The sequence below is a fragment of the Rathayibacter sp. AC451 genome (genome assembly GCF_979253095.1).
Genome location: NZ_CEEDBD010000001.1, coordinates 950,665 through 966,398 on the forward strand (window position 1 = coordinate 950,665; position 15,734 = coordinate 966,398).

Here is a 15,734-nt window from a genome sequence, read left to right on the forward strand (position 1 = left end):
CCGTCCTAGAGGCGCGCGGCGTGGATCGACGTGACCAGGATGGCGCGGGCGCCCAGGTCGTACAGGCGGTCCATCACCTGGTTCATGTCGGCGCGCGGTACCATCACGCGGACGGCGACCCAGTCGGCGTCGTGCAGCGGCGAGACGGTCGGCGACTCGAAGCCCGGTGCGATGTCCGTCGCGGCCTCGAGGAGGGCGACGGGGCAGTCGTAGTCGAGCAGCACGTACTCGCGGGCGACCAGCACGCCCTGGAGGCGGCGCAGCAGGACGGGGATGCCCTCGGGCTCCCCCGCGGCCGAGACGAGCACGGCGGTGGAGTCGAGGATGACCGGGCCGAAGATCTCGAGTCCGGCCTTGCGGAGCGTGGTGCCGGTCTCGACGACGTCGGCGATCACGTCGGCCACTCCGAGCTGGATCGCGGACTCGACCGCTCCGTCCAGGCGGATGAGCGACACCTCGACTCCGTGCTCGCGGAGGAAGGACCCGACGAGGCCGGGGTAGCTCGTGGCGACGCGCAGGCCGTCGATCTCGGAGAGGTCCGTGTAGCGGCCCGCGGGGCCGGCGAAGCGGAAGGTCGAGTTCGCGAAGCCCAGGCTCGCGATCTCACGGGCCTCGGAGCCCGAGTCGATGAGCAGGTCGCGGCCCGTCACTCCGACGTCGAGGGCGCCCGAGCCGACGTAGGTCGCGATGTCGCGCGGCCGGAGGTAGAAGAACTCGACGCCGTTGCGCTCGTCGACGACGTGCAGCTCCTTGGGGTCGCGGCGGCCGGTGTAGCCGGCCTCGGCCAGCATCTGGCCGGCGGTCTCGGAGAGCGAACCCTTGTTGGGAACGGCGACGCGCAGGAGCGCGGGCGGGGTGGTGGTCACGGCAGGACGTCCTCTGGAGCTCGAGGGTGATTCGGTGAGCGGCGGTCTCGTCGTCGACACGGCGGTCGCGGACGCGCCTCGATGTGCGTGGGAGCGCGCGGCGACGGAGCGTCGGCGCACTCCGGCGATCGGAGGGAGGCTCACAGATGTCGGTAGACGTCGGCCGTCGTCAGGCCCTTCGCCAGCATCAGCACCTGGAGGTGGTACAGCAGCTGCGAGATCTCCTCGGCGGTGCGCTCGTCGCCCTCGTACTCGGCGGCCATCCAGACCTCGGCGGCCTCCTCGACGATCTTCTTGCCGATGAAGTGCACACCGGCGTCGAGCTCGCGGACCGTGCCCGACCCCTCGGGGCGCGCGGCGGCCTTCTCGCCCAGCTCAGCGAAGAGGTCGTCGAAAGTTTTCACCGGGGAAGTCTATACGCGCGGCGCCCCGGGGCAGGATCAGTGGCGGTGCAGGATCGAGGACGCGGTGTCGCGGAGGGCGGCGATCGCCTTCTCGGGGTCGTCGGCGCCGAAGACGGCCGAACCGGCGACGAACGTGTCGGCGCCCGCCTCGGCGGCGATCTCGATGGTGCCGGGGGCGATCCCTCCGTCGACCTGGAGCCAGACGTCGAGCCCGGAGTCGCGGACGGCGTGGCGGAGCGCGTGCAGCTTGGGCATCGTCTCCTCCATGAAGGACTGGCCGCCGAAGCCGGGCTCGACCGTCATCACGAGCACCTGGTCGAACTCGGGCAGCAGCTCGAGGTACTCCTCGACGGCCGTCCCGGGCTTGAGGGCGATCCCCGCGCGCGAGCCGATGTCGCGGAGCCGGCGCGCCAGGGCCACGGCGTCGCGCACCGCCTCGGCGTGGAAGGTGACGGAGTAGGCGCCCGTCTCGGCGTACCCGGGCGCCCAGCGGTCCGGGTCCTCGATCATCAGGTGCACGTCGAGCGGGCGCGGCGTGACCTCCTGGAGGCGCTGCACCATGGGCAGCCCGAACGTGAGGTTCGGGACGAAGTGGTTGTCCATCACGTCGACGTGCACGAGATCGGCCGACGCGATCCGCTGCAGCTCGGCCTCGAAGTTGACGAAGTCGGCGGAGAGGATGCTGGGGTTGATCCGTGCGGGCATGCCGACCAGCCTAGGAGATCGCCCCGGCCGGATCCGCGCGCCGCAGCAGCTGGATGAACATGGCGTCGGTGCCGTGGCGGTGCGGCCAGAGCTGCACGTGGCGCGCCCCCTCCGGCAGATCGAGCTCGTCGAGCGTCACGCGCCGGAGGACCTCCGGGGTGTCCATCAGCTCGAGGCCGTCCCCGTAGCGCTCCTGGGCCAGAGCGAGGACCCGTCGCGTCTCGCCGAGGTGCGGCGAGCACGTGACGTAGGCGAGAACGCCGCCCGGGGCGAGCGCCTGGAGCGCCGAGTCGAGCAGCTCGCCCTGAAGGGACGCGAGCGGCTCCACGTCGGCCGCTGTCTTGCGCCAGCGCGCCTCCGGTCGTCGGCGCAGGGCTCCCAGCCCGGTGCAGGGGGCGTCGAGGAGGATCCGATCGAAGGCACCGGGCTGCTCGACGCCGAGATCACGGCCGTCGCCCGTGCGCACCTGGACGTCCGGGTCCACTGCGGCGAGGGCCTGGCGGACGAGACCCGCGCGGCCGGGCACGACCTCGTTCGCGAGGAGCGACGCGCCGCCCAGGCGCGCCTCGGCCGCGAGGAGGGCCGCCTTGCCGCCGGGGCCGGCGCAGAGGTCGAGCCAGCGCTCCCCCTCGCGGACCGGGAGTGCTCGCGACAGCGCCAGCGCCGCGAGCTGCGAGCCCTCGTCCTGCACCCGCACGCGCCCCTCGCGCACGGCGTCGACGGCCTCGGGGTCGCCTCCCGTGCTCACGAGGCCGACCGGGGACCAGCGGTCGGCGGCGGCATCGGGCACGTCCGCGGCGTCGGCGAGACCGGGGAGCGCGACGAGGTTCACCCGCGGAGCCGCGTTGTCGGCCGCGAGAAGAGCGTCCAGCTCGTCGGCGCGGCCCTCCGCCGCCAGAGCGCGGCGCAGCGCCTTGACGATCCAGAGCGGGTGGGAGCTGAGGGCCGCGATGCGGTCATCGGCCGAGACCGCCGCGGCTGAGACGCGCTCGCGCCACTCCTCGGCCGAGCCCCGCGAGACGCTCCGGAGCACGGCGTTGGCGAAGGAGACCGCCCCCCGGGACGCATCGGCGGCTACGAGGGCGACGCTCTCGTTCACCGCCGCGTGCGGAGCGACGCGGGTGCCGAGGAGCTGGTGCACGCCGAGGCGGAGGGCGTCGAGGACGGGCTCGTCGATCGACTCGATCGCCCGCCCGGCCGCGAGCACGATCACGCGGTCGTAGTAGCCGGACATGCGCAGCGTCCCGTAGCAGAGCTCGGTCGCGAGTCCGGCGTCGGCCGGCGGGAGTCTTGCGGCGCGGATCCGGCCGGGGAGGACGAGGTTGGCGTAGGCGTCCGACCCGCTGACGGCGCGCAGGACGTCGTACGCGACCCGGCGGGCGGGGGCGACCTCGCGACGGGCGCTCATCGCAGCACCGTGCTCTCGCGCAGGCCCCTGGCCCAGTCGGCGGCGGCCATCGGCTTCTTGCCCGCCGGCTGCACGGTGACGAGCTCGACGGCTCCGTCGCCGGTGCCCACGAGCGCGCGGCCCTGCTCCACGAGGACCGCGCCCGGCTCGAGCGCCGGCGCCTCCTCGACCGCGCGAGCCGCCAGCACCTTCAGCCGGGCGTCGCCGAGGGCGGTGGAGGCGCCCGGCTCCGGCGTCGTCCCGCGGATCAGTGCGAGGACGCGTCCGCTCGACGCGCTCCAGTCCAGGCGCCCGTCGGACACGTCGAGCTTGGGGGCGAGCGTCACCTCGCCGGACTGCGGCACGGACACGGCGGTCCCCGCGGCGATCGCGTCGACGACCTCGGTCGTGAGAGCGGCACCCGACGCCGCGAGGACCTCCAGCAGCTCCCCCGCCGTCCGGCCGCGCACCTCCTCGGCCAGCTCGGCGAACACGTCCCCGGCGTCGAGCTCGGCCACCAGCTGGAACACGCTCGCGCCGATCGTCTCCTCCCCCGCCATCAGGGCGCGCTGCACGGGAGCCGCTCCCCGCCAGCGCGGGAGGAGGGAGAAGTGCAGGTTGATCCAGCCGTGCGCCGGCACCGCGAGCAGTCGCGCGCGCACGAGTCCGCCGTACGCGACGATGACGCCGAGATCGGGCGAGAGGGCCTCGATCCGGTCGGTGACGACCTCGTCGAGGCGGTTCGCCTTGAGGACGGGCAGTCCGAGCTCCTCCGCAACGACGGCGACGGGAGAGGACGTGAGCACGCGCTTGCGGCCCACGGGGGCGTCCTCGCGGGTGACGACGGCGACCACCTCGTGGTCGGAGGCGGCGAGCGCCCGCAGGGTCGGGACGGCGGGGGCCGGCGTGCCGGCGAAGACGAGGCGCACGGGGTGGGCTCCTGAGTGGCGGTGGTGCGGGCGGATCTAGAGGATGTCGGGATCGTCGAGGCGGACCCGCAGCTTCGGGGCCGGTCGGAAGCGGCCCGGAGTGGTCGGCGGCCGACGGCGGCGGGTGGCGTTGCGGACGACGGCGGACCGGAGCCGGGCGGCCACCTCCGCACCGCGAGCGTAGTCGAAGCGCACGATGGCCCGGACGGAGCCGTCCTCGAGCCCGACCGGTCCGAGGACCTCGTGCCGGTCGCTCTCGTCCAGCGCCTCGAGCGCCTCCTCGACCGCGTGCGCGTCGCCGCTCACGGTGGCCAGGCGCACCGCGGGCGGGAAGCGCAGGGCCCGGCGCTCGAGCAGCTCGGCGCGGAGGTACTCGGCCTGCCGCCAGGTGGCCAGGGCGGTGGCGATCCGCCCGCCGACACCGACGAGCAGCACCGGGGCCCCGGGCCTGGCCAGCGCGGCCGCGTTCGACCACGTGCGCAGGGCGTCGTCGGCCACCCGCAGGCTCTCGCGCGCCAGCATCCGCTCGCCGTCGAGGAGGAGGACGGCGTGGTAGCCGCCGTCGGCCCGCGGTTCGGCGCCCCGGGTCGCGACGACGAGCGCCGGCTCGTCGGTCAGGGTGAGCACCGGCCGCTGACCGTCGGCGACGACGACCTTGGCACCCGGGAAGGCGCGCCCGAGCTCCTCCGCGGTGCGGCCGGCGCCGAGGGTCACGAGACGGAGCGAGGTGGCCTCGCAGACGGAGCAGCTCCACTCCGCCGCGATCAGCCCGCACCAGCCGCAGCTGGGCCGCGCACCCGCCGAGTGCACGGCCAGCGGTCCCTGGCAGCGGTTGCAGCGCGCGACCGTGCGGCAGCGGGCGCAGGCGACGACGGGCGCGTACCCGGGGCGCGCGACCTGCACCAGCACGGGACCGGAGTCGAGGCCGATGCGCGCCTGCCGCCAGGCGGAGGACGGGATGCGGGCGGCGGCGTCGTGCTCGTCGACTGCGGACTGCTGCGCGGTGGGAACGACGTGGGGGCGGCGCGCGGGACGCGGCTCGACCTCGGCGGCGAAGCCGATCTCGACGAGGCGCTCGACCTCCACGGTGCGGGTGTGGCCGAGCAGGACGAGGCCGGCTCCGCTCTGCTCCTGGCGGACGAGGGCGACGTCGCGGGCATGGGCGTAGGGGGCGAGGGGCTCGGCGAAGAGCGGATCCCCGTCGTCCCAGAGGGCGATCAGCCCGGGCGACGTCGAGGGTGCGTACAGGACCGAGCGGTTGCCCACGATCACGCGCGGTCCGGGACCGAGGCAGCGCAGGAACGCGGCGTACCGCTCGGCGCCCTTCTGCCGCGCGTCGAGGCGCACCACCAGCTCCGCCGGCAGCAGGTCGGCCAGGGCGAGCTCGAGCTGCTCCTGGTCCCGGTAGTCCGGCACGGCGAGGATCGCGTCGCCGCCCGCGACGACCGCGTTGCGCGCGAGCTCGGCGAGGGTCAGCGCCCAGCCGCCGATCCAGGTCCCGGTGGAGAGCTGGACGGGGGCGGGCACGGCTCCGACGGCGAGCCGCCCGCCGAGGGGCAGCGCGTCGAAGGCGCCGTCGGCGTAGCCGGCGACCGGTGCGGACGCCACCGGGACCGGGACGACCGCCCGCTCCGCCGCGAGGTGCGCCTTCTCGACCCGCACGTGCCGGCGCGGCACCGCGAGGCGCAGGACGTCGCTCGCTCCCCCGGCCGCACGATCGGCGACGCGGCGGGCCAGCGCCCACACCTCGGGGGTGAGGACCACCACCGGCGAGACGAGCTCCTCGAGCTCGCTGAGCGCGCCCGCGTGCTCGGATCCCTCGCCGACCTCGACCACGAAGGCGTCGGCGATGCGGCCGCCGGTGCGCAACGGGACGCGCACGCGGACACCCGGGCGCACCTGCGCCTGCAGCGGCGGCGGGACCGTGTAGTCCAGGAGCCGGTCGAGCTGGGGCAGCGGCGAGTCCAGGAGGACGCGCGCGACGACGGCCGACGCGCCGGAGGGGCTCTCCACCGCCTGCGCCGGGCCCGCTACGAGAGGCCCGCGGCGGAGCGGAGGTCGTCGACGCGGTCCAGGCGCTCCCAGGTGAAGTCGGGGAGCTCGCGGCCGAAGTGCCCGTAGACCGAGGTCTGCGAGTAGATGGGGCGCAGCAGGTCGAGCGCGTGGATGATCGCAGCGGGGCGCAGGTCGAAGACGGACCGGATCGCCTCGGTGATCTGCTCGTCGGGAACGGTGCCGGTGCCGAAGGACTCGACGTAGAGGCCGACGGGAGCGGCCTTGCCGATCGCGTAGGCGACCTGCACCTCGAGGCGGCGGGCGAGCCCGGCCGCGACGGCGTTCTTGGCGACCCAGCGCATCGCGTAGGCGGCCGAGCGGTCGACCTTCGACGGGTCCTTGCCCGAGAAGGCGCCGCCGCCGTGCCGCGAGGCGCCGCCGTACGTGTCGACGATGATCTTGCGGCCGGTGAGCCCGGCGTCGCCCTGCGGGCCGCCGATCTCGAAGCGCCCGGTGGGGTTGATCAGCAGCCGCACCGCGGAGGAGTCGAGGTCGACGGTCTCGAGGACGGGTCGGATCACGTGCGCCTCGATGTCGGCGTGGATCGTCTCGGTGCTCACGTGCTCGGCGTGCTGCGTCGAGAGGACCACCGTGTCGATGGAGCGGGGCGTCGTGCCGTCGTAGCCGATGGTGACCTGGGTCTTGCCGTCGGGACGGAGGTACTCGAGCTCGCCCGACTTGCGGACGGCGGCGAGGCGCTCGGCGAGACGGTGCGAGAGCCAGCTCGGCAGCGGCATGTACTCGGGGGTCTCATCGGTGGCGAAGCCGAACATGAGCCCCTGGTCGCCCGCTCCCTGGCGGTCGAAGGCGTCGTCGTCGGACGAGTCGGTGCGGACCTCGAGGGCGGTGTCGACGCCGGCGGCGATCTCGGGCGACTGCTGGCCGATCGAGACCGAGACGCCGCAGGAGCGGCCGTCGAAGCCCTTCTCGGAGGAGTCGTAGCCGATCTCGACGATCGTGTCGCGGACGATCTTGGGGATCTCGACGTAGCCGGAGGTCGAGACCTCGCCGGCGACGTGCACGAGGCCGGTGGTGACGAGGGTCTCGACGGCGACGCGGCTCTTCGGGTCCTCGCGGAGCAGGGCGTCGAGGATGCGGTCCGAGATCTGGTCGCAGATCTTGTCGGGGTGCCCCTCGGTCACGGACTCGGACGTGAACAGACGGAGGGGTCCGGAGGAGGTCATGCGGAGGGTCTCATTTCGTTCCGGGGACTGTTCGGCCGGGGCGTCGAGCGCGGTCGGCCCACGAGGAGCGAGGACCACCGACGACGGCAGCGGGGCGCGGCGTCGTGCGGACACGGATCGTCGGGCTCGGGGTGTTCCGCGCCCGACCGGCGGAGGGGCCGCGCTCGGATCTGGTCCGCGCACGCGCGGGACCCGCCTGAGAGCAGCCGCCGTCGGCTAGCGCGCGACCACGTCGAGGACGCGGTCGGCCACCGACGCCTTGGTGCCGGAAGCCTCGATCACTATATCCCCGGCCCGATCGAGGACCACGACGGAGTTGCTGTCGCTCTGGAAACCCTCGGTCCAGCCGACCCTGTTGAGGACGAGCAGGTCGCAGCCCTTGCGCGCGATCTTCGCGCGGCCCAGGGCGAGCATCGCCTCGCGGTCGGGCTCGGTCTCGGCGGCGAACCCGACGACGAGCTGGTTCCCCGCCCGGGCGGCCGCGATCTCGGCGAGGATGTCGGGGTTCTTCACGAGCTCGAGGACCAGGCGGTCGCCCTGCTGCTCCTTCTTGATCTTCGACTCCGAGACGTCGGCGGGGCGGTAGTCGGCCACAGCCGCGGCCATGACGACGATGTCCGCGTCGGCCGAGGCGGAGAGCGCCGCCTCGCGGAGTTCGAGGGCGGTGCCGACGGGGACGACCGTCACTCCGCGCGGCGTCTCGATGTCGAGGTTCGCCGCCAGGAGGGTCACGCTGGCTCCTCTGGCCGCCGCCGCGAGGGCGAGGGCGACGCCCTGCCGGCCGCTCGAGCGGTTCCCGACGAAGCGGACCGGGTCGAGCGGCTCGCGGGTGCCGCCCGCGGTGACGAGGACCCGCAGGCCCTCCAGGTCGCGCTTCGCACCGCTCGCGCGGCGGTGGACGGCGAGGGCCTCGGCGACGATCGTCGCCGGTTCCTCCATGCGTCCGGCACCGGAGTCGGTACCCGTCAGCTGCCCGACGGCCGGTCCGACGAGGTGCACGCCGCGCGAGCGGAGCGTCTCGACGTTCGCGACGGTGGCGGGGTTCGCCCACATCTCGGTGTGCATCGCGGGAGCGACGACGAGCGGCGCAGTGCTCGCGAGCACCGTGTTGCCGAGCAGGTCGTCGGCGAGGCCGGTCGCGAGCTTCGCGAGGGTGTGCGCCGTGGCGGGAGCGATCACGATCAGGTCGGCCGCCTGGCCGATCGCCACGTGCCGCACCTCGGCGACGCCCTCGTAGAGCTCCGTGTGCACGGCGTTCCTCGAGATCGCCTCGAGCGTCGGCTTGCCGACGAACCGGAGGGCGGCCTCGGTGGCCACGACGTGGACGTCGTGGCCCTCGAGGACCAGGGCTCGCACCACACCGACCGCCTTGTAGGCGGCGATGCCGCCGGTGATCCCGACGACGACGTTCAGTCGCCGAGCGGTCTTCCGCGAGGAGCGCACCCGGGGAGGACCGTGCTACTCGGCGAGGGGCTGGGCGACGAGCTTGTCCTCGTTGATCTCGTGGAGAGCGACCGAGAGCGGCTTGTCGTCGATGGTCGAGTCGACCAGCGGGCCGACGTTGTCGAACAGGCTGCCCTCGTGGAGGTCGGCGTAGTAGTCGTTGATCTGGCGCGCGCGCTTGGAGGCGAAGATCACCAGCGCGTACTTCGAGTCGACCTTCGAGAGGAGCTCGTCGATGGGCGGGTCGATGATGCCGAGGTTGTTGGCCATGGTGTCTCCTTGTTGGCTTGTCAGCTTGTTGGCTTGTCAGCACTGCGGGGCGCGTGAGCGCCGATCTGCGGCTCCGGAGGCGCGCGACGCGGCGGCGCCTCGGGGCTGGGCCCTGTCGGCGGTCGGGGCGTCGGCCCGGAGGTGGTCGGTGGCCCGGACGTCAGCGGCCCGGGTCGGCGGGCGCGCCGTCGGAACGAGGCGACATCAATTCTACGACCTCGCGGGCCGCTTCGGGCACTGTGCTGTTCACGACCGCGAAATCGAACTCGTCCTGCGCGGCCAGCTCGACCCGTGCGGTGGCCAGCCGGCGCTGCTGCTCCTCGGGGCTCTCGGTCCCCCGGCCGACCAGGCGGCGCACGAGCTCGTCCCAGCTGGGCGGCAGGAGGAAGACCAGTCGCGCGTCCGGCATCCGCTCGCGGACCTGCCGGGCCCCTTGGATGTCGATCTCGAGCATGACCTGCCGGCCCTGGGCGAGCGCGGCGTCGATCGGGCCGCGCGGAGTGCCGTAGCGGTAGGCGTTGTGCACGGTGGCGTACTCGAGGAACTCCCCCGCCTCGACCATGCGGTCGAACTCGGCGTCGTCGACGAAGTAGTAGCTGACGCCGTCGACCTCGCCGGGACGCGGGGCCCGGGTCGTCGCCGACACCGAGAGCAGCACCTCGGGGTAGTTCTCGCGGATGTAGGTGGAGACGGTGCCCTTGCCGACGGCGGTGGGCCCGGCGAGGACGACGAGGCGCGTCCGCTCACCGCGGCGCTGGCGCGCCTCCCGCTGCTCGAGGAAGGAGTTCAGTCCCTCCACCTGGCGGCGGCCGAGACCGCCGAGGCGCTTGGACGGAGCGATCTGCAGCTGCTCCATCACCCGCGGCGTCTTCACGACCCCGAGAGCCGGGACCGCGCGCAGCAACTCGCTCACGCGCATCCGTCCCTCCACTCCGGTGGGGTCGGTCTGCGCCGCGGCGAGCACGGCGGTGGCCGGGCGCTCGCCCGAGGCGACGTGCTTCTTCACGACCGCACGGGCGCGCCGGGCGGCGATCGCGGCGGCGGACGCGGCGAGACGGTCGACCTCGGGGGGCGACGGACGGCGGCTGCCGGTCGTGACCGGTCCGGTCTCGGCGGGGCTCACGGCTTCAGCGGACAAGGGTCTCCTGGATGTCTCGGGCGCGGCGGTCGATCTCGGCGGCGATCCCCTCGGGACCGGCGCCGAGGACACTGCGCGACTCGCTCACGAGCGTCGTGGCCGCGAGGGCCCCGAACAGCCTTGGCGCGTCCGCGAGAGACGCGCCCTGGTGACCGAAGCCCGGTGCCAGCACGGGGAGCCCGGGGGTGAGCGCGTCGTCGGTCCGGATACCGTAGTCGCCGAGCGCGACCGTGGCTCCGAGCACGACGCCGACCGAGCCGATCGGCGAGCGCGCGTGTCCCGCGTTCCAGGATGCCACGTCCGCCAGCACGGCGCTGGCCAGCGGCGACCCGGCGTGCTCGCCGTCCTGCACGAGGGCCCGCTGAACGGCGCCCGCCTCCGGATTGGAGGTGGCGGCGAGGACGAAGACGCCCTTCCCCGCCTCCTCCGCGAGCTCGAGCATGCCGTCGAGGGAGCCGAGCCCCTGATAGGCGGAGGCGGTCATCGCGTCGGCCTCGAGGGGCGAGCCCGGGCGCAGCCACGCCTCGGCGTAGGCGGTGACGCTCGTGCCGATGTCGCCGCGCTTGACGTCGGCGATCACCAGGAGCCCGGCTGCGCGCGCGTCGGCGAGGACGCGCTCGAGCGCGAGGTAGCCCGCCGAGCCGTGGCGCTCGAAGAACGCGACCTGCGGCTTGACCACGCCCACGCGTCCGGCCGCGGCCTCGACGACCCGGCGGCCGAACGACTCCAGGCCGGCCGCGTCGTCGTCGAGCCCCCACGCGTCCAGGAGGAACACGTGGGGGTCGATCCCGACGCAGAGCTGCCCGTGCGCGTCGAAGGCGCGCTCGAGACGCGCTCCGAAGGACTCGGTCACGCCAGGCGCTCCGCCCGACGCAGCGCGTAGTCCTGCAGGCTCGTGACCTCGAAGGGCTCGCCCGCCACGTCGAGCGAGGCGACGGCGGCCGCGAGCTGCGCGATGGTGGTGAACAGCGGCTTGTCGGCGGCAACCGCTGCGGCGCGGATCTCGTAGCCGTCGGCGCGGGAGGCTCCTCCGCTGGGCGTGTTGATCACGACGTCGACCTCATCGCGGCTGACCAGCTCGACGATCGACGGCGAGTCGCCGACGGCCTCCTCGCTGTACTTGCGCACGACCCGCGTCCGGATGCCGTTGCGGTTCAGCACCTCGGCGGTCCCCTCGGTCGCGAGGATCTCGAAACCGAGCTGGCGCAGGCGCAGCGCCGGGAGCACGATGGCGCGCTTGTCTCGGTCGGCGACCGAGATGAAGACGGTCCCGCTCGAGGGCATCCCGCCGTAGGCCGCGTCCTGGCTCTTCTTGAAGGCCCTCGGGAAGTCGCGGTCGATGCCCATGACCTCTCCGGTCGAGCGCATCTCGGGGCCGAGGAGGGAGTCGACGATCTGGCCCTCCTTGGTGCGGAAGCGCTTGAAGGGCAGCACCGCCTCCTTGACCGCGATCGGCGAGTCCATCGGCACGTCGGAGCCGTCGCGCTCGGGCAGCAGGCCCTCGGCCTTGAGCTCGGCGATCGTCTCGCCCACCATCAGCCGCGACGCCGCCTTCGCGAGCGGGATGCCGAGCGCCTTCGAGACGAAGGGCACGGTCCGGGAGGCGCGGGGGTTGGCCTCGAGGACGTAGAGCACGCCCTGCCCGATCGCGAACTGCACGTTGAGGAGCCCGCGGACCCCGACGCCCCGGGCGATGGCGAGGGTCGCGTCGCGCACCTCGTCGATCTGCCGACGGCCGAGGGTCACGGGCGGGAGGGTGCACGCCGAGTCGCCGGAGTGGATCCCGGCCTCCTCGATGTGCTCCATGACTCCGCCGATGTAGAGCTGCTCGCCGTCGTACAGCGCGTCGACGTCGATCTCGATCGCGTCGTCGAGGAACCGGTCCACCAGCAGCGGGTGCGTCGCGTCGATGATGCCCTGGTCGGCCATCCGCTCGAAGTAGTCCTCGAGCTGCGCGGCGCCGTAGACGATCTCCATGCCGCGACCGCCGAGCACGAAGGACGGCCGGACCAGCACCGGGAAGCCGATCCCGGTCGCGACGCCGAGGGCGCCCTCGAGGTCGATCGCGGTGCCGTTGCGAGGAGCGAGCAGGCCCGCCTCGTCGAGGATGCGGGAGAACGCTCCGCGCTCCTCCGCCAGGTCGATCGCGGCGGGGGTCGTGCCGAGGATCGGGACGCCCGCCTCCTCCAGCCCCTTCGCCAGGCCCAGAGCGGTCTGCCCGCCGAGCTGCACGACGACGCCGACGAGCTCGCCGGACTGCGACTCCGCGTGGATGACCTCGAGGACGTCCTCGAGGGTCAGCGGCTCGAAGTAGAGCCGGTCCGACGTGTCGTAGTCGGTCGAGACCGTCTCGGGGTTGCAGTTGATCATGATCGTCTCGTAGCCGGCCGCCGAGAGGGCGAACGAGGCGTGCACGCAGGAGTAGTCGAACTCGACGCCCTGGCCGATGCGGTTCGGGCCGGAGCCGAGGATGACGACCTTGCGGCGGTCGGCTGCCACGACCTCGGTCTCCTCGTCGTACGAGGAGTAGTGGTACGGCGTGAGCGCCGGGAACTCCCCCGCGCAAGTGTCGACCGTCTTGAAGACGGGGCGGACGGCCAGCTCGTAGCGCGTCGCACGGACCTCCGCCTCCTCCAGGCCGCGGAGCTCCGCGATCTGGATGTCCGAGAATCCGTGGTCCTTCGCGAGGCGCAGCAGACCCGCGTCCAACGCCGGGTGCTCGCGCACGAGGTCGGCGATCTCGTTGATGAGGACGATCTGGTCGAGGAACCAGGGGTCGATCTTCGTCGACTCGAAGGCCTGCTCGACGCTCGCGCCGAGGCGCAGCGCCTGCTGGACGGTGACGATGCGGCCGTCGGTCGGCGTCTTCGCGATCTCGAGGAGCTCGTCGACCGAGTGCTTCTGCTCGCCCCAGTGGAAGGAGGAGCCGCGCTTCTCGAGCGAGCGGAGCGCCTTCTGCAGGGCCTGGGCGTAGTTGCGGCCGATCGCCATCGCCTCGCCCACCGACTTCATGGTGGTGGTCAGCGTCTTGTCGGCGGCCGGGAACTTCTCGAACGCGAAGCGCGGGACCTTGACCACGACGTAGTCGAGCGTCGGCTCGAAGCTCGCCGGGGTGACCTTCGTGATGTCGTTGGGGATCTCGTCGAGACGGTAGCCGATGGCGAGCTTCGCAGCGATCTTGGCGATCGGGAAGCCGGTCGCCTTCGAGGCGAGGGCCGACGAGCGCGAGACGCGCGGGTTCATCTCGATGACGATGATGCGGCCGTCGGCGGGGTCGACCGCGAACTGGATGTTGCAGCCTCCGGTGTCCACACCCACGTCGCGGATGATCCGGATGCCGATGTCGCGCAGCTTCTGGTATTCGCGGTCGGTGAGGGTCAGCGCGGGGGCCACCGTGATGGAGTCGCCCGTGTGCACGCCCACCGGGTCCACGTTCTCGATCGAGCAGACGACGACCGTGTTGTCGGCCGTATCGCGCATGAGCTCGAGCTCGTACTCCTTCCAGCCGAGGATCGACTCCTCGAGGAGCACCTCGGTGGTGGGGCTCTGGTGCAGTCCGTCGCCGACCATGCGCACGAGCTCCTCGCGGGTGTACGCGAAGCCGGAGCCGAGGCCGCCCATGGTGAAGGACGGGCGGATGACGAGCGGGTAGCCGAGGTCCTCGGCGTACTCGATCGCCTCCTCGACGGTGTGCGCGATGTAGGACTTCGCGACGTCGGCGCCCGCGTCCAGCACGAGCTGCTTGAAGATCTGGCGGTCCTCGCCGCGGTTGATCGCCTCGAAGCTCGCGCCGATGAGCTCGACGTCGTACTTCTCGAGGATCCCGAGGTCGTGCAGCTGGATGGCCGCGTTCAGAGCGGTCTGGCCGCCCAGGGTGGGCAGGATCGCGTCCGGCTTCTCCTTGGCGATGATCGCCTCGATCGCCTGCGGGGTGATCGGCTCGACGTAGGTGGCGTCGGCGAAGTCGGGGTCGGTCATGATCGTCGCCGGGTTGGAGTTGACGAGGATCACGCGCACCCCCTCGGCGCGCAGCACACGGCAGGCCTGGGTGCCCGAGTAGTCGAACTCGACCGCCTGGCCGATGACGATCGGGCCGGAGCCGATGACGAGGACGCTGTTGATGTCTTCCCTGCGCGGCATTACTTCTGCTCTCCGGTGGTGCTGGTCGAAAGGATGTCGTTCGCGGGCTCGGCGTCGCCCTGCTCGGCCGTGCGCTGCACGACCATGGCGCGGAAGCGGTCGAACAGGTAGTTCGAGTCGTGCGGTCCGGCGGCCGCCTCGGGGTGGTACTGCACCGAGAAGGCGGGGATGTCGAGGCAGCGCAGGCCTTCCACGACCGAGTCGTTGAGGCTGTAGTGGCTGACCTCGACGCGGCCGAAGCCCTCGGGCGAGTCGAGCTCGCCGTCGATGGGCGCGTCCACCGCGAATCCGTGGTTCTGCGCGGTGATCTCGACGCGGCCGGTGAGCTTGTCGAGCACCGGCTGGTTGATGCCGCGGTGGCCGAAGGGCAGCTTGTAGGTGCCGAAGCCGAGCGCGCGGCCCAGGAGCTGGTTGCCGAAGCAGATGCCGAAGAAGGGCAGATCGGCGCGCAGCGTCGTGCGCAGCAGGTCGACGTGGCGGTCGGAGGCCTCCGGGTCTCCCGGTCCGTTCGAGAAGAACAGGGCGGACGGGTCCAGCGCCAGGACCTCGTCGGCGGTGACCGACTCGGGCAGCACGTGCACGTCGAAGCCGCGCTCGGACAGGTAGTGCACGGTCGAGGTCTTCACGCCGAGGTCGATGACGGCGACGGAGCCCACGCGCTCGCCCTGGGCGGGCACCGTGTACTGCTCGGTCGTCGAGACGGCGGAGGAGAGGTTCATCCCCTCCATCTGCGCGCCGCCGAGGACCAGCGCGAGCTGCTCCTCCTCCCCCAGGGCGAGGTCCTCGCCCGAGAAGACGCCGGCCCGCATCGAGCCGGCGGAGCGGATGTGGCGCGTGATCGCCCGGGTGTCGATCCCCGAGATGCCGACGATGCCGTCGGCCTCGAGGTCGTCGTCGAGCGAGCGCTGAGCGCGGAAGTTCGACACGACGCGGGAGGGGTCGCGGACGACGTAGCCGGCGACCCAGATGCGGCGCGACTCCTTGTCCTCGTCGTTCGTGCCCGTGTTGCCGATGTGCGGTGCGGTCTGCACCACGATCTGGCCGGCGTAGGACGGGTCGGTCAGCGTCTCCTGGTAGCCGGTCATGCCGGTCGCGAAGACGATCTCGCCGAGGGTGCGCCCGCGCGCGCCGTAGGCCTGACCCGTGAATCGTCGCCCGTCCTCGAGGACGAGGACGGCGGTGGGTTCGGTGCTGAGGCGTGACGTTGGCACGG

13 protein-coding genes are annotated in these 15,734 nt (G+C 72.8%); all 13 read right to left on the minus strand.

Annotation, left to right across the window (positions count from 1 at the left end; all coding sequences use genetic code 11):
• Positions 1 to 5: 5 nt before the first annotated feature.
• Complete coding sequence (gene hisG, locus AC0CID_RS04480) at positions 6 to 866, minus strand: ATP phosphoribosyltransferase (protein WP_207402652.1); 861 nt, start codon at positions 864 to 866, stop codon at positions 6 to 8.
• A gap of 140 nt (positions 867 to 1,006) precedes the next feature.
• A complete protein-coding gene (locus tag AC0CID_RS04485) occupies positions 1,007 to 1,270 on the minus strand; it encodes a phosphoribosyl-ATP diphosphatase (RefSeq protein ID WP_055791842.1) in 264 nt (87 codons plus the stop codon).
• Between the two features lie 36 nt (positions 1,271 to 1,306).
• Positions 1,307 to 1,975, minus strand: coding sequence for a ribulose-phosphate 3-epimerase (rpe, locus tag AC0CID_RS04490; RefSeq protein ID WP_465225907.1), 669 nt, complete (start codon positions 1,973 to 1,975; stop codon positions 1,307 to 1,309).
• A gap of 10 nt (positions 1,976 to 1,985) precedes the next feature.
• Entirely contained in the window at positions 1,986 to 3,383 is a 1,398-nt protein-coding gene (locus AC0CID_RS04495) for an RsmB/NOP family class I SAM-dependent RNA methyltransferase (RefSeq protein WP_465225908.1), read from the minus strand.
• Positions 3,380 to 4,291, minus strand: coding sequence for a methionyl-tRNA formyltransferase (gene fmt, locus AC0CID_RS04500; RefSeq protein ID WP_465225909.1), 912 nt, complete (start codon positions 4,289 to 4,291; stop codon positions 3,380 to 3,382). Before fmt ends, AC0CID_RS04495 begins: the two co-directional genes overlap by 4 nt.
• A gap of 36 nt (positions 4,292 to 4,327) precedes the next feature.
• Positions 4,328 to 6,304: a primosomal protein N' family DNA-binding protein gene (locus tag AC0CID_RS04505; protein WP_465225910.1), complete on the minus strand. Its 1,977-nt coding sequence runs from the start codon at positions 6,302 to 6,304 to the stop codon at positions 4,328 to 4,330.
• Positions 6,305 to 6,321: 17 nt separating this feature from the next.
• On the minus strand, positions 6,322 to 7,530 hold the full coding sequence (metK, locus tag AC0CID_RS04510; RefSeq protein WP_207402657.1) for a methionine adenosyltransferase: 1,209 nt from the start codon (positions 7,528 to 7,530) through the stop codon (positions 6,322 to 6,324).
• Positions 7,531 to 7,746: 216 nt separating this feature from the next.
• A complete protein-coding gene (coaBC, locus tag AC0CID_RS04515) occupies positions 7,747 to 8,943 on the minus strand; it encodes a bifunctional phosphopantothenoylcysteine decarboxylase/phosphopantothenate--cysteine ligase CoaBC (RefSeq protein WP_465228046.1) in 1,197 nt (398 codons plus the stop codon).
• Between the two features lie 45 nt (positions 8,944 to 8,988).
• Complete coding sequence (gene rpoZ, locus AC0CID_RS04520; RefSeq protein WP_055791825.1) at positions 8,989 to 9,243, minus strand: DNA-directed RNA polymerase subunit omega; 255 nt, start codon at positions 9,241 to 9,243, stop codon at positions 8,989 to 8,991.
• Positions 9,244 to 9,403: 160 nt separating this feature from the next.
• Positions 9,404 to 10,366 (minus strand): guanylate kinase, encoded by a 963-nt coding sequence (gmk, locus tag AC0CID_RS04525; protein ID WP_465228047.1) that lies wholly within the window; start codon positions 10,364 to 10,366, stop codon positions 9,404 to 9,406.
• Positions 10,367 to 10,370: 4 nt separating this feature from the next.
• On the minus strand, positions 10,371 to 11,234 hold the full coding sequence (gene pyrF, locus AC0CID_RS04530; protein WP_465225911.1) for an orotidine-5'-phosphate decarboxylase: 864 nt from the start codon (positions 11,232 to 11,234) through the stop codon (positions 10,371 to 10,373).
• Positions 11,231 to 14,521, minus strand: coding sequence for a carbamoyl-phosphate synthase large subunit (gene carB / locus AC0CID_RS04535; protein WP_207402660.1), 3,291 nt, complete (start codon positions 14,519 to 14,521; stop codon positions 11,231 to 11,233). Before carB ends, pyrF begins: the two co-directional genes overlap by 4 nt.
• Entirely contained in the window at positions 14,521 to 15,732 is a 1,212-nt protein-coding gene (gene carA / locus AC0CID_RS04540) for a glutamine-hydrolyzing carbamoyl-phosphate synthase small subunit (RefSeq protein ID WP_465225912.1), read from the minus strand. The genes carB and carA overlap by 1 nt, the downstream gene beginning before the upstream one ends.
• Between the last annotated feature and the right edge of the window lie 2 nt (positions 15,733 to 15,734).